The sequence below is a fragment of the Pontibacillus sp. HN14 genome, assembly GCF_021129245.1.
GTDB lineage: Bacteria > Bacillota > Bacilli > Bacillales > BH030062 > Pontibacillus.
In genome coordinates this window covers 227,148-242,520 of sequence record NZ_JAJOLR010000004.1, presented here as the reverse complement: position 1 = coordinate 242,520, position 15,373 = coordinate 227,148, and the positions used below count along the sequence as shown (strand labels likewise).

Here is a 15,373-nt window from a genome sequence, read left to right as displayed (position 1 = left end):
TACCCTCCGATACAACTTTCCCTTATTAAAAAGCCGACCCTAAAATAATTAAGGGCCGGCGACGTTTTACGTTAATCGCTTTGTTAAATACATATGTGACAAATAGTAACTGAATAAAGCCCCACCAATCCATACGATTGCTAGACCTAGCAGGTTCCCTAGAACAAGGAAAATCACGCCTAATAATGCGGTTTTCACAATCAGTAGTTGGAATAACCATTTCGTCAACGCTTTTCTCCTTGATTCAATTCGCAGCGGATAAAGATCGAGCCATAACACCTCTCGATGATGCTGCCAAAGGGTCACCATCTGGAATCCGCTTAAATAAATGAACAAGAAACCAAACGCAAGTTTCATCCAGACATTTGGAACAAAATAAACAAACGCTCCCGCGATTAAAAGAAGACGGATATATAACCCAAGGTAATCACTACTTCTGATGAACGTAATTCTGTATAGATAGTCAAACGTCTTATCGCTTTTGAACGGAATTGGATTTTTAATCAAACGAACGAGCCAATGGCGCTTCTTCACACTATTTTTCAAGTGAGGAACATCCGTAAACATATTGGCAATTCGGTAAAACACTTGCATACGCTGCTGATCCTTTTGAATCAATACATCCCATGCAATTCCTTTTCGTTTCTTCGCCAAGCTGTAATCATACATCATCAACCCGAATAACAGAATGGTTGTCACGCCCGCAAAGATCCAATTTCCTTGCACAAAGAAATAGATCGTCAATCCATTTAAGAGAAAACGAAGGACAGGATCAACATAGCCACTCCATCCCACTCGACTATTCAATTCCCACCAATGAGACAGCGTGTTCCATGCCTTTAGAATGAGAATGACAATGCCGAATAGGACAAAGGCCGATATCTCCCTATCTGAATAGGTTGTGAAGTACAACGGCCCAAAAGCAACCACCACAAAGAACAGTCCAAACACCTGTAAACAGAAGCTATACACAATGCCGCTCCTAAAAAAGCTTGATAAACGGTGCTCCGCAGGAAGTAAAAAGACTAAATCGGCTTCCCGTAAAAACGTACGGATCGGACTGTACGTTAGTAAGGCTGCAAAGACAACCCCCATTACGAGAGCTGTTGGAAAACCAGCATCTAACGTGGCTAACCATTGTTGGTAGTTATATGTCATCCCTGCTAAAAAGAAGAACATTGCAAAAGAAAAATGATCGTTAAACATTAACCGTAAATAGCGACCCATCTCTTTCGTATGAGAATCAAGTCGCCCTCGCCACAGCTTTTGAGGTTCAATTTTAAGCATGATCTTCTTCCTTTGTTAACTGCACGTATAAGTCATCCAACGTCGCATCTGGCATAGAGAAAGATTTCCGCAGTTCTTCAAGGGTCCCTTTGGCCCGAATTTCTCCGTCGTGCAAAATCACAAACCGATCACAATAGCGTTCCGCTGTGGCTAGAATATGTGTCGACATCAGCACACCTGCACCCTGGTCTTTCATCTCGTTCATTAACTGAAGATACGATTGAATCCCTAACGGATCCAAACCAACAAAAGGTTCATCCACGATGTATAAAGAAGGCTCGACTAAAAAGGCACACATAATCATGACCTTTTGTCGCATTCCTTTTGAGAAATGAACAGGGAAAAAATCTAATTTTTTCTCCAGACGAAATTCCTTCAACAAGGGCTGTAAGCGCTTTTCAAAAACATCTTCTGTTAACCCATATGCCATCGCGGTCAGACGAAGGTGTTCTCTAAGCGTTAACTCCTCATATAAAATGGGCATCTCCGGAATATAGGAGAACTGACTCCTATACCCATCTGGGTCTTCCTGAAACGTCTTCCCATTTACAGTGACGGCCCCCTGTTTCGGTTGCATGAGTCCAATAATATGTTTAATCGTTGTACTCTTACCGGCTCCATTTAGTCCGATTAAGCCAACAATTTCACCCGGCTGTATATCAAATGAAATGCCGTGCAAAACGTTTTTGTGCGTGTATCCACCTACAAGATCTTGAATATGTAATAGTGATTTCATTTGTATCCCTCTCTTCTTCTCCAAATTTTATCATTCCCCTGACACTTTGCCAAAAAAATCGTAACTTTTTTGTATAGGTTCTTCCGATTCTGCCCATAATAACTCTTGAAGGCAACGGGAGACGTTGTCCAGGAGCAAATCACTGTTCACTACGTTCAAGGTTTAAGTTCTTCTTAAAATTTGAAATGAGGTGTCTGTGAAAGACCAAGCTGAGATAAACTCCACCATCTGGTAAGAGCTTTATAAAAACACGCATTCACTAAATGAGGTGTTGACAGCAGGTATATTCGCGAGCTTTAGACACGTTCCTGCAGAGTCCATTCCGATGATCTCTGCACATTAGTGGCAACCCCACGCGTGTCAAAGTGTTTCCCAAACATCCGTTAAGGATAGCAACGTCTCCCTAACCTTCTTACAGGCAGGGTGTCTCTTATGAGGCACTCTGCTTTTTGTTTGTTTTGCAATGATGGCTGAGGTCCGTTACTGTAAAAGTGCTAGGGCAGGCTTTGGGACAACTCGCTTTCCTGCGGGGAGCTGGGAAGTCTCCTCGTTCGCTATCGCTCTCTGCGGGGTCTCCCCTAGGCTCCTCTTCCCGCGGGAGTCTCGCAGTCCCAAAGCCTGCCCTGGCGTTATAATTTGCGAACGGACCGCCTGTGTATACTTTTATCATCCCCCACAAATGAGGAAGGTTTTCGTTTCCCCAAATATAAAAAAGATGGTTGGGAAACTGAAAGACGGCTCGCAAATTGGAACTTGTCCTATTTTCTGATACGATATATACACACTATAGCCATGTGCTGAAATGGAGGAGATTGGATGAGTCAAGATTGTATCTTTTGCAAAATTCGCGATGGAGAAATTCCTTCTGCGAAGGTGTATGAGGATGAAGATGTGTATGCATTTCTAGACATTAGCCAGGTCACAAAAGGCCATACGCTTGTGATTCCGAAAGAACATGTAAAGAACGTATACGAAACGTCCTCTGACGTTGCCGAGAAACTTTTCTCACGCGTGCCGAAAATCGCTAATGCGATTAAAGCGACGTATGAGCCGGTTGGATTGAATGTCCTTAATAACAATGAAGAAGCAGCAGGACAGTCTGTTTTCCACTTACATATTCATCTTATTCCTCGATACGGGAAGAATGATGGATTTGGGGCAAAATGGGAAGAGCATTCAAATGAGTATTCCACAGAACAACTACAGTCCATTGCAGGTGAAATCGCCGCCAACATTGGTTAGATTTCAAGCTGTTAAAATCTGAGATGTTTAGCTTTCGAGAGACTTTTGATATAATAGAATTAGGCTTTCGCAGCTGGTCAAGAGGACACAGCTGGAAGGTAAGATGAGACTAGTTTAGAAGAGGAGAGATGTAAAGTGAAGAGTCGTCTAGACACGCGTGTGTTAGTATTGTTGTCGTTAATTGTTGGGATTGGTGCTGTATTGCATATTTTCGCTCCGCCTATTGTGAATGGGATGAAGCCTGATATGCTCTTGATCATGATGTTCCTCGGAATCATTCTATTTCCTAAGTTCCAATATGTCATGTTATTATCCCTTGTTACAGGAGCGATTGCTGCTTTAACAACCGGATTACCTGGAGGTCAGATTGCCAACTTAATCGATAAGCCGTTAACAGCGCTTGTCGCTTTCGGAATCGTGATCGCTGCAGGTAAATTTACGAATAAAAAAGTCCTGGCAGCAGGTGTTACCCTTATCGGTACACTGATTAGCGGAGGAATCTTCCTATTCGTAGCTGTTAACATTATTGGACTTGTAGAAGGAAGCTTTATGATCATGTACGCCACAATCGTCCTTCCGACAGCTGCTTTCAACACTGTAGCCATGACGGTTATTTACCCGATCGTTGAGAAAATCTCAAAACGATCCCGCATCGCAACTGCATAAAACGTAAGAGTGCGTTCCTTTTGAGGAGCGCACTCTTTTTATTTCACTTCATATTGGTTGAGAGCTCTACTTTGGGCTGGCGGGCAAGGGTTCAATGCTGTTTTTTTGTTCCTGCTTCTTCTTTTTTTCTTCATTCAAACTCTTCTTTCTACACTAGATCGATCGTTTCTACACTACAAAACAACTTTTCTTCATATCCCTTTTCTCTTTCTGCATTCCGATTCTGGTTTCTACACTCGGCTTCCTCTTTCTACACTCAGAACCCCGTTTCTGCACTCTGCCCCCTCTTTCTACACTCAGAACCCCGTTTCTGCATTCCCCCTCCTTTTTCTACACTCAGAACCTCGTTTCTGCACTCCCCATTCTCTTTCTACAATCAAACACCCGTTTCTGCACTCTCCTCCCTCTTTCTACACTCAACGCCTTCGTTTCTTCACTCCTCCTTACTCTTTCTACACTCACAAACCCGTTTCTGCACTCCCCCTCCTCTTTCTACACTCACAAACCCGTTTCTGCACTCCCCCTCCTTTTTCTACACTCAGAACCCCGTTTCTGCACTCCCCCTTACTCTTTCTACACTCACACCCCCGTTTCACCACTCCCCTTACACTCACTTATGACTTTTCTATAATAAATAGAGTTTATACCTCAACACAAAAAGGAAAAACGGATATAATAGAAGATAGTTAGGAAAGGAGTTGTGGTTATGGGAAAAGGGAAATCATTACTACTCGGATTCGTCGTAGGAGGAGTCGTGAGTGCATCAGCTACACTTTTGTCCACTCCTTCAGCTGGTACTAAGATGCGCCAACAAGTTAGAGATTCTAGTGACCAACTCAAAACTACGCTTGCTAATCTGCAGGGCGAAGGAAAACAATTAACAGAACAAATTGCTAAAACATCTAAAGAAGGTGCTTCGTTATTACGGGACCTTTCAACGGAAGTGAAACAATCAATCGAGAGTTGGAGACAAACGATTGAACCCCACCAGAAAAACATTCAAAAACATTTACAAGAAATTGAAGAAAGCTTGAAAGAGCTTGAAGAAAAAGCAAAACAACAATAATGCAAAAAAGGTGCACCCCCGATTACAGGGAGTGCACCTTTTTTGCATTATTCTTTTGGCTGTAGATCTTCAATTGAATCAATATCCATATACTTTGGTACAACTAATCCGATCTTTGCGCCATCAAGGTTTTCACCCAGATCCACAAATTCATCTTTAAACTTCTCATAGTGATCTCCGTGTGTACGCGGTAACCATGCAGACGTCATCGCATCAGAATCACCATCTGCAATAGCCTGGAACATTGGACCAATACCAGCTTGAGTTAAGTCTGTTTCAAATCCTTTTTGTTTTAACACTTCAGAAATCACGTGCGTGGAGCTAATTTCAGATTGCCACGGTACGTATGCTAATTTAACGGTTCCGCTTCCATCTTCAATTCCTTTTGTCCACTCGTCCACTTTATCCCCATTATTCTCAATCCAGTTCTTCGCTGCTTTTACAGGGTCAGTGCCCTCCTGAAGCTCAAGCATGACACTTTGCATATCATCAGGCGTCCATTTGAAATTATCAAGAATTTTTGCCGCTTTAGGCATATCTTCCTCGAAACCTTTACGAACAATGGTGTTAATATGCTCTGTACTACCATAAGCTTCTTTCGGATCTTCTAAGTACTTTAAATCATATTCAGCGAATTTCCAGTGCGGGGTCCAGCCCGTTACAATTATAGGCTCTTTGTTTTCAATGGCATTCCCCAGTTGTTCTGTCATAACAGCAGAGGAACTTGAAGAAACCTCCCAGCCTTCCAAATTATCATATTCTTCTAAGGCTTTATCTGTTGCCACCATAATACCAGCACCAGATTCTATACCTGTTAATGTGTAGTCAAGTTGTTCGCCAACGGATTCTTTGCTATCGCCAGAATCACCGCCATTTGATGAATCATCTTCTGTTGATCCACAGGCTGTTAGGGCTAGTGATAACGATAAACCAGCCGTTAGTCCGAGCTTTTTCCAGTTCATGATTTAACCCCTTTTGTTAAGTAAATTATAGATAAGATTTAAAAAGAAAGCCCACCTACTAAGGTAGGAAGGCTTATCTTTTTATGACTTATTATTCTGCTGCTTCAAGATCTTCGATTGATTTAACATCCATGTAGTCAGGAACAACTAAACCAATCTTAGCACCTTCAAGGTTCGCTCCAAGGTCTTCAAGTTGATCTTGATAAGACTCATAAAGGTCTCCGTGTGTACCTGGTAACCATGCTGCTACCATTCCATCAGCTTCGCCTTCTGCTACCGCTTTCCACATAACACCGTTGTCTAATTGGCTAAGTTCTACTTCGAAACCTTGCTGACGAAGAACTTCACCGATTACGTTTGTAGAAGCAATTTCAGAGTCCCAAGCTACATAAGCAAGCTTAGCTTCAGTACCGTCTACTTCTTCAGCACCTTTTGTCCACTCATCTACTTTATCTTGGTTTTCATCAATCCAGTTTTGCGCTGCTTCTTCTTCTGGAGTACCATTACGGATTTCAAGCATAACAGATTCCATGTCACTTGTTGTCCAGTTGAACTGGTCTAAGATCTTGTGAAGGTTTGGCTTTTCGTCTTTAAGACCTTGTTTAGCCATTGTTTTAATTTGCTCTTCTCCACCAAATACACCTTTTGGATCTTCAAGGTAGTGTAAGTCATATTCAGCGAATTTCCAGTGTGGCGTCCAACCTGTTACAACGATTGGCTCTTCATCTTCAATCGCATCACCAAGCGCCTGAGTCATTGCACCGCCTGAAGACGTTTTAACTTCCCAGCCATCTAGGCCATATTCTTTAATGGATTCTTCTGCTTTACCTACAACACCAGCACCCGCATCTACGCCTGTGATGGTATAATCCATTTCTTCACTATAATTGGCAGTTTGCTCAGTGTTTTCACCGTCTCCGCCTGAAGTGTTTTCCTCTTCAGAACTATCATCTGATCCACAACCTGCTGCTACTAGAGACAATGATAGTCCCGCTGCAATACCTAAACGTTTCCAATTAAGATTAAACATACTAATGAAACTCCCCTTTTCTAATTTTTAACTAATTGAGCTTTATTGAACTTCTTAAATTAAGAAGGTACAACCGAATCTTATTCACCTTTTTGCGAATTCAAGCTTTGTGTAAAGCGGTCAATGACAATCGCAAGGATTACAATAGATACACCCGCGACGAAACCAAGACCAACATCGTTACGCTGTAAGGCTGTGATAACTTCTTTACCTAGACCTTCTGCACCGATCATGGATGCGATAACAACCATGGAAAGAGCTAGCATTACGGTTTGGTTAATACCAGCCATAATCGTCTTCTTCGCCATTGGCAACTGTACTTTAAATAGTTTCTGTAAGCCTGTTGTACCAAAGGCATCGGCGGCTTCGATTAATTCAGTAGATACCTGACGAATACCTAAGTTTGTAAAACGCACTGTTGGCGGTACCGCGAAGATAACAGATGCGAACACCCCTGGAACCATCCCAATACCGAAGAATGCAACGGCAGGAATTAAATAAACAAAGGCTGGCATCGTCTGCATAAAGTCTAATATTGGTGTAAGTATGGCTTGAACAATATTGCTTTTAGCCATCCAAATTCCAAATGGAACACCAACAATAACCGAGATCAGACTGGCTGTTATAACGAGGGAGAACGTATCCATTAACTGCTCCCACATCTCTTGGTTGAGGATAAACCATAAGCCTACAATCGAGAATGCAGCCAAACCAATTCGCTTTCCTGTTACAAAGAATGCAACAATCGCAATCACTGCGATAAACACCCAAGGGTTAATCATTTGAAGCGTTTCACTTAAGAACTCGATAAAGGAATCTAAATTATTTTTTACAGGATCAAATACAAACTCAAATGTATCTGTAATCCACTCAACAGAGTTATCAACCCATGTTTTTACTGGAATCATTGGTAATAGAGTATTACTCATTGATGGACACCTCACTTCCTGCTAGCGCTCCAATAACGGCTCCGCGAACAATAATTCCGCGTAGTTTTCCGTCTTCTACGACAGCAATCGGTACTGGTGAATTATGAATGATATCGAAAATGTCATTCATTGATGTATCAAGATCACATGTTGGGACATTTGTTTCGATAACGTGTGCTAAGTCTTTCACATTCTCATCGATCGCTTGTCTTGCATTATCAGCTGTTACATAGCCTTTTAGATTACGAGATCGGTCTGTTACGTAAATACTAGAAAGACCTTCTTCACGCATACGTTCAAGCGCTACACGTGGACCATGCTTCTCGATGTTAACCGTTTCAGGTCGCTTCATAATATGTTGGGCTGTCAGAACCTTCGAACGGTCTACATCTTCAACGAATTTCTCTACATAATCATTTGCAGGGTTTACTAGAATATCTTCCGGGGTACCGATTTGAACAATGGACCCATCTTTCATTAACGCAATACGATCACCAATGCGAAGTGCTTCATCTAAGTCGTGCGTAATGAAAAGGATTGTTTTCTGCATGCGCTCTTGCAGATCCAGAAGTTCATCCTGCATTTCTTTACGAATTAGTGGGTCAAGAGCTGAGAACGCTTCGTCCATTAATAATACTTCAGGATCGTTCGCAAGCGCTCGTGCTAACCCAACACGCTGTTGCATACCACCAGATAACTGACCTGGGAATTGATTAATGAAACTTCCAAGTCCTACAAGTTCTAAAGACTCTTTCGCTTTCTTAGAACGGTCAGATTTATCAATGCCCTGTACTTCTAAACCGAACTCCGTATTTTGTAAAACAGTACGGTATGGGAACAAAGCAAAGCGCTGGAATACCATACTCATCTTTTCACGACGAACGCGACGCAAGTTCTTGCTATCCATTGCAGCTAAGTTCTCATCGTTAATATATACACTACCTTCAGTCGGCTCAATTAAACGGTTGATTAATCGAACTAGTGTAGACTTACCACTTCCGGAAAGTCCCATAATAACGAATATTTCGCCTTCTTCAACTTCGAAGGAAGCACGGTTTACACCGACTGTATTTCCAGTTTTCTTTAAAATTTCTTCTTTCTTTAGTCCTTCGTCAAGCAGCTTCTGTGCTTGAGATGGATTCTTACCGAAAATCTTTGACAAGTTTTCTACTTTGATGATCGGCACCTAAATTCACCCCTCTAATACATTTTCACTATTTCTAATGAACTATTTTTCGTTTTTGTTTCGTTCAATCACTCACCTTTTATACTATATACTGTCTGTTCGTTTAGTACAAACGATAAATTCTTTGATTTAAGAACATATTTTTCGTACAGTTTAAACTGAACACACTGTCGCGAATAAAACCTTTTAATTTCTCCATTTTCCTTCAAAATGCTACCCAATCTGATATTTCCATATTTTATTACTATAGTGTAATGTGAGTGGTAGTAAACGAGAAGGAGGTTCCTTCATGTCTGAAACTGAGAACAACAGTATAATGAGTGAAGTTCAGTATCATGCAATAACAGAATTCTCTAAAACCATTGAGATGTTTAGTCTTACACCTTCAGAAGCGTTACTGTTTAGTACCCTTTATATAGAAGGAGAACCGATGACTCTTGATGAAATGAGTGAAGCACTGGCAAAAAGCAAAACGTCGATGAGCACAGGTATCAGAAGTTTACTTGACCTCAACTTGGTTGAACGAGTTTGGAAGAAAGGCGTTCGTAAAGACCTCTATGCCGCAAACTCCGACTTGTTCAACAAATTTATGTCCTCATACATCCACAAATGGCTTGACGCTGCCAATCGCCAAAAACATTCATTAGAAGAAACAAAATTGCTCTTAGATAAAGAAGAGATGGAAAGCAATGAAGCGAATCGTTTTGAAGAAAAGTTAAACGAAATGATTGAATTTCATTGCTTGATTTCGAAAGCCTTTTCAGAAATTGATCCATCTACTTCTGATCAATAAAGAATCCCCGGTTCAACGAATGAACCGGGGATTTTTTAATTTACTTAAAAAATTTTTAATGAATTTCAAAAAAACTTTACTTTAAAATACCCCTTTATGACGGGATTAAACGCCTTTTTGCCCTTAAAGTCCCATTTTAGACACACATTAGAACTTCTCTTATAAGGGTTTTCTTGCGATAATAATGGTGAATACTGTCCATATGAAGTTAATAATCTAGCAATCATCAAGAGAGGGGGAAGGCTATGAGAGATGATACTACAATCCAAGATGCTATACTTTTTAGTCACAAAATGGCGCAACTAAGCAAGGCCTTATGGAAAATGATTGAAAAGGATTGGCAACAATGGATTAAACCATTTCATTTAAACATAAATGAACACCATATTCTGTGGATTGCTTATCATTTGAGGGGAGCCAGCGTGTCTGAAATCTCTAAGTTCGGGGTCATGCACGTCTCTACCGCCTTCAACTTTTCCAAAAAGCTTGAAGAACGTGGCCTACTCTCATTTTCCAAGCGTGAAAATGATAAGCGTAATACGTACATTCAGCTGACTGAAGAAGGAGAGTCGCTTCTCCTTGAAACCATGCAATCCTACGACCCAGAAAACAATGCCGTCATCCGCGGCAGTATGCCCTTAAAAGACATTTATGGGAAATACCCTGAATTTATAGAACTTATTGCCCTAATTCGGGAAATATACGGAGATGAATACATGGAAATCCTCGATCGTTCCATGGAAAATATAGAGTCCGAATTTAACCAAGGGGAACAATCAACTAGCGATCTTACTACTGAAGATAACGTTGATTCTTCTAACGAAGACTAGTTCCCCTGCGTACATGTTCAAATGCAATCATAAGTTCGGAATAATATCCTTCTTTTTTTATGGCCAAAATGGCCTCATCTGGATGCAACTTCATGTTCAGCATCCCAGCAAAATGGATCAGGAGGGGCGTAAAATCGAGCAAACCTTCTTCAGCTTCTTCATGAAAACGAGCATCTAAGGTTGCTAATAACGCCATAACCTCCTGCCATTCCTCTTCTGTTACCCCTCGTTCAATCAACATCTTTGTAAAAGGGTAGTCTTTCATTTGCTCACTGTTCGCTAACAGCTGCACATGAAAGGCTATTTTTTTTGTGTTCACATCCGTTTCATACATTAGGACTCTCTCCTCAATTTCACTCTTCATTCTATCCCTTTTCAACGTACATCCCCCAAGGCTTCGGGGACTTTTTTATTTTTTTACAAAAAGCCTATTGATTTCTTCTATAAAACATCGTATCATTCGATATGCCAATCTTATTTGAGCAAATCATTCATTATAAAAATTCTACTATACAAGAGTATACCTTGTCACAAATAAGGGGGTTATTGAGTATGAATCTTAACTGCTGGAAATCCTTTAACATCACGAAAGAATTTGGCTCAAACCGAATTTATTTATTGAGCTTAATGCTTGGTGTTCTTTCTTTTATTTTACTGTATGTACCGTTTGCGATGTACCATCAAAGTCATCAAGTGCATGACTACGGTTTGCTTCCGCTAGCAGCTTCTCTGTTTTTGTTGCCAGCGATTCACAAACTAATGCACATGATTCCATTGGTTCTTCTAAACAAACGCGTTCGTGTTCGCTGGAAATTAAAAAAAGGCGTTCTACCAACGTTTTCTTATAGAAGCTGCTCAACGTTATCTAAAACAACATCGATCATGGTGGCTCTTGCACCTACTGTTCTGTTATCTGTACCTGGTTTGATTACAAGCTTTGTATTCCCAAATTACTTCGCTTATATCATCCTGTTTACAGCCGTAAATATCGGACTTTCGTTCACAGACTTCTTGTGCGTTAATCAATTCATGCGCGCACCAAAACAATGCATTATTGAAAATGTAAGAGATGGGTATGATATCTTAATTGACAAATACAAAAAGTAAACCCAGTAAACCCTTTTAGATGCAGGGAATGAAGACTATTCCAGAATGGTACTCATTGCTAATGCATTTAAAAGGGTTTTTCTATACATATGAGCATTTTTACTGTTCAACTTTTTGTTTTTTTGATACAGTAATTTCATAGGTGCAAAAGGAGGTTTCTATTCATGTCAGTATTCTTTGTACCATTTGCGCTTTTCATCTTATTCGTCTTTAACTCTTTAACCCATTCCCTGTGCCTTAAAACAGAAATGGCTGTTGAAAAGCAACCGAAAGTGTTCCGAACGATTAACATTTTAATCACCATACTATTGATTTCGTCCTACGTCGAAATCCTGTATACCTAAAACAACGTCTCTTGCATAGAAGACGTTGTTTTTTTATTGATACGTGTATGTTTCCATTTGCTTTGGTTGAGTGTAAGGATGGCCTGGAAACCACTCGCTTTCCTGTGGGGAGCTGGTGAGCCTCCTCAGCCGACTACGTCGGCTTCCGGGGTCTCACCTAGGCTCTTCTGCCCACGGGAGTCTCGCAGTTTCCAGACCATCCTTTTCCATATTGGGTTAAATGGAAACACACCATATATCGGAGATACACCTTAAGAGCAAAGTTACATAGAGAATAGGATGCTAAGACCCTCCACATACTTCATGGGGCCGGTTTTCAACCTATCGCTAGGGGGGCCGACTAAGACCGTCACGTCCTGTAACAACGTCAAGCGACCACACGTCGTGTGGGGCCACGGAAAGTGATTCGTTCCCCAGCTAGCCGATGAATGTACCCGTTTAACAACTCGGAGAGATACTCTAGCCTAGCATATTTCCGTTCCTTCTACATATGGCAAAGGTGGTTCGGGAAATTGCGAGACTCCTGCGGCAGTAGGAGCCTAGGGGAGACCCCGGAAAGCGCGTAGCGATTGAGGAGGCTCCCCAGCTCGCCGCGGAAAGCGAGTGATTTCCCGAACCACCTTACACCCAACAAACGCTAACGGAAATCTTATCTAACCAGAAAACCCTCTGCCATCTGGCAGAGGGTTTTCTGATTAGATCCGATCTCAGGGATGATTAGTACAACCAAGATGCACCAACGATAATTAACAGAATGAATAGAACGACGATTAAAGCGAAACCGCCGCCGTAACCTCCTTTGCTCATGAAGCCACCCCCTTTTCTAACTTACTACCGTATCATATGCAGGGGGTGCTGGTTCTGGATAGGCGGACGCCCAGGTTTTGAAAAGTTTTCCTCTAACTTAGGGATAGCCCTATTGTTTTATCCCCTCAGTATGTTATATTATTTCAAGGATTAGGTTGTCCGAAAGTTGCCTTCACGGGGCTTTCAAATGCCTTTTAGAGCCAAATGATGCTCTAACTTTTGACACAATTAAAGGATTAGGAGTGTTTACCTGATGAAAAAGATTGCTTTAGCAACGACACTAACTGCAGGTGTATTAGCTTTATCTGCATGCTCCGATGCACAAGGAGACGATGAGGCAAGCAAAGAACTAGTCGTTGAATCGAAGAACGGAAACATTACAAAAGATGAATTTTACCAAGAGCTGAAGGATCGCTATGGTAAACAAGTTCTTCATGAAATGGTTGTGACAGAAGTTCTTGATGACAAATATAAAGTAACCGACAAAGAAATTGAAAAAGAAGTAGAAAAATACAAAGAACAAGTTGGCGGTGAGTTCGACCAGGCGCTTTCACAAATGGGCTTCAAATCTGAAGAAGACTTCAGAAAAGTAGTCGAGCAAAGCCTGATGCAACAAAAAGCTGCGAAAGCAGAGATCAAAGTGTCAGATGAAGAAATTCAAAATTACTACGATCGTATGAAAACAGAGATTCGCGCAAGCCACATTCTGGTAAGCTCAGAAGAAAAGGCGAAAGAAGTGAAACAGAAAATCGAAGAAGGCAACAAAGATTTTGCTGCACTAGCTAAAGAATACTCTGAAGGACCTTCTGCTTCAAACGGAGGCGACCTTGATTTCTTCGGTCCTGGGAAAATGACTCCTGCCTTTGAAGATGCTGCTTATGATCTTGAAAAAGGCGAAGTGAGCGAACCGGTTAAGACGGAATTCGGCTGGCACATTATCAAGCTAACAGACGAGCGTGAGAATGAAGATGTGAAGCCTCTTGAAGATATGAAAGAGCAAATTAAAGAAGACCTTCAAGCTAAGCAGTTAAACCAAGAGAATGCTAAGAAAACGATCGACAAATTGATCGAAGAAGCTGACGTTAACATTAAAGCTGAAGGCTTAGAAGACATTCTCGATAACACGAAAGAAAAAGAAGCATCAGAAGACACAGAATCAGATTCTGATGAGAAATAAGATTGTATAGAAAAAGGCTGAACCTACAAGGTTCAGCCTTTTTATTTAACTTGGCATCGTTTCTTTCTTTCGTTTCGCGTCATCGATTCGGTCCATGTACTTTTGACCCTCTTGTTCAATGAATTTTTGTTCCATTTCCTGTTCTTTTTTCATCGCTCGAAGCGCCATATATCCACTAAATAAAATAAATACAACCATTGCGATTACCCACCATGGAATTCCTGCAATCATGGATTCTTCCCCCTTGTCCACTTTTAATACAAGCCTATGCGGCGTTGAAGGTGAATATTCCTGACCTTATGTTTAGAGAATGTTTCCGTTACCTTTAATTGAGCGTAAGGTGAGCCTGGAAACCACTCGCTTTCCTGTGGGGAGCTGGTGAGCCTCCTCACCCGGCTACGCCGGCCTCCGGGGTCTCACCTAGGCTCTTCTGCCCACGGGAGTCTCGCAGTTTCCAGGCTCACCTTTTCCTTATAAGATATAACGGAAACAAGCCATTTTTGCGCTTAACACTTCGGGTATCATAAGACCTTTTAGAGCACAAAAAAAGCATGTCTGATGATAGACATGCTTCTTCCAAGGGGGAGACTTAGTCACCCTTTGGTACGTATTTAAAGATCTCGCCTGATTCAACGACACGGATAAACTTCATGAGCCAGCGGTAATACTCTTTCGCGTACTCTAATCGGTCAATATCTCGTTGGATCATTCCTTGTAACTCTTCGTCGTCTGTATCATCCATAATGGATCGAAGTTCAGAGATCGCCTCATCAGCTTCTTCGATGTTTGTTTCGGTATGGTGTCGCCAACGGTTCCCGAATAAAGATGTGAAGGATTTATACCAATCCTCTTCAGATTTATATAAATCTTTACGTACTCCTTTTCGGAAAGCTGGTTCAACCATCTTCATCTCTGATAAAGCTCTCACACCAGTCGACATACTTGTCTTACTCATTTCAAGCGCATCACGCATATTATCTAGCGTCATTGGCTGATCTGCAAAGTAAAGCGTTCCATACAGTCGACCTACTGAAGAGGTGATTCCGTACAGGCTCATGTTTTTGGCGATCACTTGAATAAATTTTTCTATTGTTTCTTCATATTCTGTCCATTCTTGACTTCTTTCTTTATCTACCAATGGACGACCCTCCACTAGCTTTATTCGACATTGTCCTCAAGTATTTTATCACTATTATTCCAAAAGTGCGAGG

18 protein-coding genes are annotated in these 15,373 nt (G+C 41.3%); 8 read left to right on the top strand and 10 right to left on the bottom strand.

Features of this window, described 5'->3' with window-relative positions:
- Positions 1-66: 66 nt before the first annotated feature.
- Both LQ226_RS14620 and LQ226_RS14615 read right to left on the bottom strand, forming a co-directional pair.
- Positions 67-1,287: an ABC transporter permease gene (locus tag LQ226_RS14620; protein ID WP_231418693.1), complete on the bottom strand. Its 1,221-nt coding sequence runs from the start codon at positions 1,285-1,287 to the stop codon at positions 67-69.
- Positions 1,280-2,023 (bottom strand): ABC transporter ATP-binding protein, encoded by a 744-nt coding sequence (locus LQ226_RS14615; protein WP_231418692.1) that lies wholly within the window; start codon positions 2,021-2,023, stop codon positions 1,280-1,282. The genes LQ226_RS14620 and LQ226_RS14615 overlap by 8 nt, the downstream gene beginning before the upstream one ends.
- An 816-nt stretch (positions 2,024-2,839) precedes the next feature.
- On the opposite strand from LQ226_RS14615, the gene LQ226_RS14610 reads away from it, so the two are divergent.
- From LQ226_RS14610 to LQ226_RS14600, 3 genes are all read left to right on the top strand, one after another.
- Positions 2,840-3,265, top strand: coding sequence for an HIT family protein (locus LQ226_RS14610; RefSeq protein ID WP_231418691.1), 426 nt, complete (start codon positions 2,840-2,842; stop codon positions 3,263-3,265).
- Between the two features lie 135 nt (positions 3,266-3,400).
- Positions 3,401-3,931: a tryptophan transporter gene (locus LQ226_RS14605; RefSeq protein ID WP_231418690.1), complete on the top strand. Its 531-nt coding sequence runs from the start codon at positions 3,401-3,403 to the stop codon at positions 3,929-3,931.
- Between the two features lie 706 nt (positions 3,932-4,637).
- Positions 4,638-4,997, top strand: coding sequence for a YtxH domain-containing protein (locus LQ226_RS14600; protein ID WP_231418689.1), 360 nt, complete (start codon positions 4,638-4,640; stop codon positions 4,995-4,997).
- Between the two features lie 47 nt (positions 4,998-5,044).
- Here the strand turns inward: LQ226_RS14600 and LQ226_RS14595 are convergent, their stop codons facing one another.
- The 4 genes from LQ226_RS14595 to LQ226_RS14580 all read right to left on the bottom strand — a co-directional run bounded on the left by LQ226_RS14595 (position 5,045) and on the right by LQ226_RS14580 (position 9,104).
- Positions 5,045-5,959, bottom strand: coding sequence for a glycine betaine ABC transporter substrate-binding protein (locus tag LQ226_RS14595; RefSeq protein WP_231418688.1), 915 nt, complete (start codon positions 5,957-5,959; stop codon positions 5,045-5,047).
- Positions 5,960-6,050: 91 nt separating this feature from the next.
- Entirely contained in the window at positions 6,051-6,989 is a 939-nt protein-coding gene (locus tag LQ226_RS14590; protein WP_231418687.1) for a glycine betaine ABC transporter substrate-binding protein, read from the bottom strand.
- 80 nt (positions 6,990-7,069) lie between these two features.
- Positions 7,070-7,918 (bottom strand): ABC transporter permease, encoded by an 849-nt coding sequence (locus LQ226_RS14585; protein ID WP_231418686.1) that lies wholly within the window; start codon positions 7,916-7,918, stop codon positions 7,070-7,072.
- A complete protein-coding gene (locus tag LQ226_RS14580) occupies positions 7,911-9,104 on the bottom strand; it encodes a quaternary amine ABC transporter ATP-binding protein (RefSeq protein WP_231418685.1) in 1,194 nt (397 codons plus the stop codon). The genes LQ226_RS14585 and LQ226_RS14580 overlap by 8 nt, the downstream gene beginning before the upstream one ends.
- A 289-nt stretch (positions 9,105-9,393) precedes the next feature.
- Here LQ226_RS14580 and LQ226_RS14575 point away from each other — a divergent pair, with 289 nt between their 5' ends.
- The gene (locus LQ226_RS14575; RefSeq protein ID WP_231418684.1) at positions 9,394-9,897 is read left to right on the top strand and encodes a GbsR/MarR family transcriptional regulator; all 504 of its coding nucleotides are present in this window, start codon (positions 9,394-9,396) and stop codon (positions 9,895-9,897) included.
- Positions 9,898-10,142: 245 nt separating this feature from the next.
- Positions 10,143-10,727, top strand: coding sequence for an HTH-type transcriptional regulator Hpr (locus LQ226_RS14570; protein ID WP_231418683.1), 585 nt, complete (start codon positions 10,143-10,145; stop codon positions 10,725-10,727).
- Here LQ226_RS14570 and LQ226_RS14565 read toward each other — a convergent pair.
- The gene (locus LQ226_RS14565; RefSeq protein WP_231418682.1) at positions 10,714-11,091 is read right to left on the bottom strand and encodes a DUF1878 family protein; all 378 of its coding nucleotides are present in this window, start codon (positions 11,089-11,091) and stop codon (positions 10,714-10,716) included. The two genes, LQ226_RS14570 and LQ226_RS14565, sit on opposite strands and share 14 nt — an antisense overlap.
- A gap of 188 nt (positions 11,092-11,279) precedes the next feature.
- Here LQ226_RS14565 and LQ226_RS14560 point away from each other — a divergent pair, with 188 nt between their 5' ends.
- On the top strand, positions 11,280-11,834 hold the full coding sequence (locus tag LQ226_RS14560) for a DUF3267 domain-containing protein (RefSeq protein WP_231418681.1): 555 nt from the start codon (positions 11,280-11,282) through the stop codon (positions 11,832-11,834).
- A gap of 164 nt (positions 11,835-11,998) precedes the next feature.
- Positions 11,999-12,178, top strand: a complete 180-nt coding sequence (locus LQ226_RS14555; RefSeq protein ID WP_036786836.1) for a hypothetical protein — start codon at positions 11,999-12,001, stop codon at positions 12,176-12,178.
- A gap of 717 nt (positions 12,179-12,895) precedes the next feature.
- Here LQ226_RS14555 and LQ226_RS14550 read toward each other — a convergent pair.
- On the bottom strand, positions 12,896-12,985 hold the full coding sequence (locus tag LQ226_RS14550) for a YjcZ family sporulation protein (protein WP_036786834.1): 90 nt from the start codon (positions 12,983-12,985) through the stop codon (positions 12,896-12,898).
- A 253-nt stretch (positions 12,986-13,238) separates the two neighbouring features.
- Between LQ226_RS14550 and LQ226_RS14545 the strand changes: the two genes are divergently transcribed.
- Complete coding sequence (locus LQ226_RS14545; protein ID WP_231418680.1) at positions 13,239-14,162, top strand: peptidylprolyl isomerase; 924 nt, start codon at positions 13,239-13,241, stop codon at positions 14,160-14,162.
- Positions 14,163-14,207: 45 nt separating this feature from the next.
- Here LQ226_RS14545 and LQ226_RS14540 read toward each other — a convergent pair whose 3' ends face one another.
- The gene (locus LQ226_RS14540; protein WP_255688673.1) at positions 14,208-14,393 is read right to left on the bottom strand and encodes a sporulation YhaL family protein; all 186 of its coding nucleotides are present in this window, start codon (positions 14,391-14,393) and stop codon (positions 14,208-14,210) included.
- Between the two features lie 358 nt (positions 14,394-14,751).
- Positions 14,752-15,300 (bottom strand): GbsR/MarR family transcriptional regulator, encoded by a 549-nt coding sequence (locus LQ226_RS14535; protein WP_231418679.1) that lies wholly within the window; start codon positions 15,298-15,300, stop codon positions 14,752-14,754.
- Between the last annotated feature and the right edge of the window lie 73 nt (positions 15,301-15,373).

Bases quoted from the DNA above. Each gene is read 5' to 3' on its own strand.
- LQ226_RS14620 (WP_231418693.1), bottom strand. From the start codon at position 1,287: ATGCTTAAAATTGAACCTCAAAAGCTGTGGCGAGGGCGACTTGATTCT.
- LQ226_RS14545 (WP_231418680.1), top strand. From the start codon at position 13,239: ATGAAAAAGATTGCTTTAGCAACGACACTAACTGCAGGTGTATTAGCT.
- LQ226_RS14590 (WP_231418687.1), bottom strand. From the start codon at position 6,989: ATGTTTAATCTTAATTGGAAACGTTTAGGTATTGCAGCGGGACTATCA.
- LQ226_RS14560 (WP_231418681.1), top strand. From the start codon at position 11,280: ATGAATCTTAACTGCTGGAAATCCTTTAACATCACGAAAGAATTTGGC.
- LQ226_RS14600 (WP_231418689.1), top strand. From the start codon at position 4,638: ATGGGAAAAGGGAAATCATTACTACTCGGATTCGTCGTAGGAGGAGTC.
- LQ226_RS14575 (WP_231418684.1), top strand. From the start codon at position 9,394: ATGTCTGAAACTGAGAACAACAGTATAATGAGTGAAGTTCAGTATCAT.
- LQ226_RS14585 (WP_231418686.1), bottom strand. From the start codon at position 7,918: ATGAGTAATACTCTATTACCAATGATTCCAGTAAAAACATGGGTTGAT.
- LQ226_RS14550 (WP_036786834.1), bottom strand. From the start codon at position 12,985: ATGAGCAAAGGAGGTTACGGCGGCGGTTTCGCTTTAATCGTCGTTCTA.
- LQ226_RS14540 (WP_255688673.1), bottom strand. From the start codon at position 14,393: ATGATTGCAGGAATTCCATGGTGGGTAATCGCAATGGTTGTATTTATT.
- LQ226_RS14565 (WP_231418682.1), bottom strand. From the start codon at position 11,091: ATGAAGAGTGAAATTGAGGAGAGAGTCCTAATGTATGAAACGGATGTG.
- LQ226_RS14555 (WP_036786836.1), top strand. From the start codon at position 11,999: ATGTCAGTATTCTTTGTACCATTTGCGCTTTTCATCTTATTCGTCTTT.
- LQ226_RS14610 (WP_231418691.1), top strand. From the start codon at position 2,840: ATGAGTCAAGATTGTATCTTTTGCAAAATTCGCGATGGAGAAATTCCT.
- LQ226_RS14615 (WP_231418692.1), bottom strand. From the start codon at position 2,023: ATGAAATCACTATTACATATTCAAGATCTTGTAGGTGGATACACGCAC.
- LQ226_RS14570 (WP_231418683.1), top strand. From the start codon at position 10,143: ATGAGAGATGATACTACAATCCAAGATGCTATACTTTTTAGTCACAAA.
- LQ226_RS14595 (WP_231418688.1), bottom strand. From the start codon at position 5,959: ATGAACTGGAAAAAGCTCGGACTAACGGCTGGTTTATCGTTATCACTA.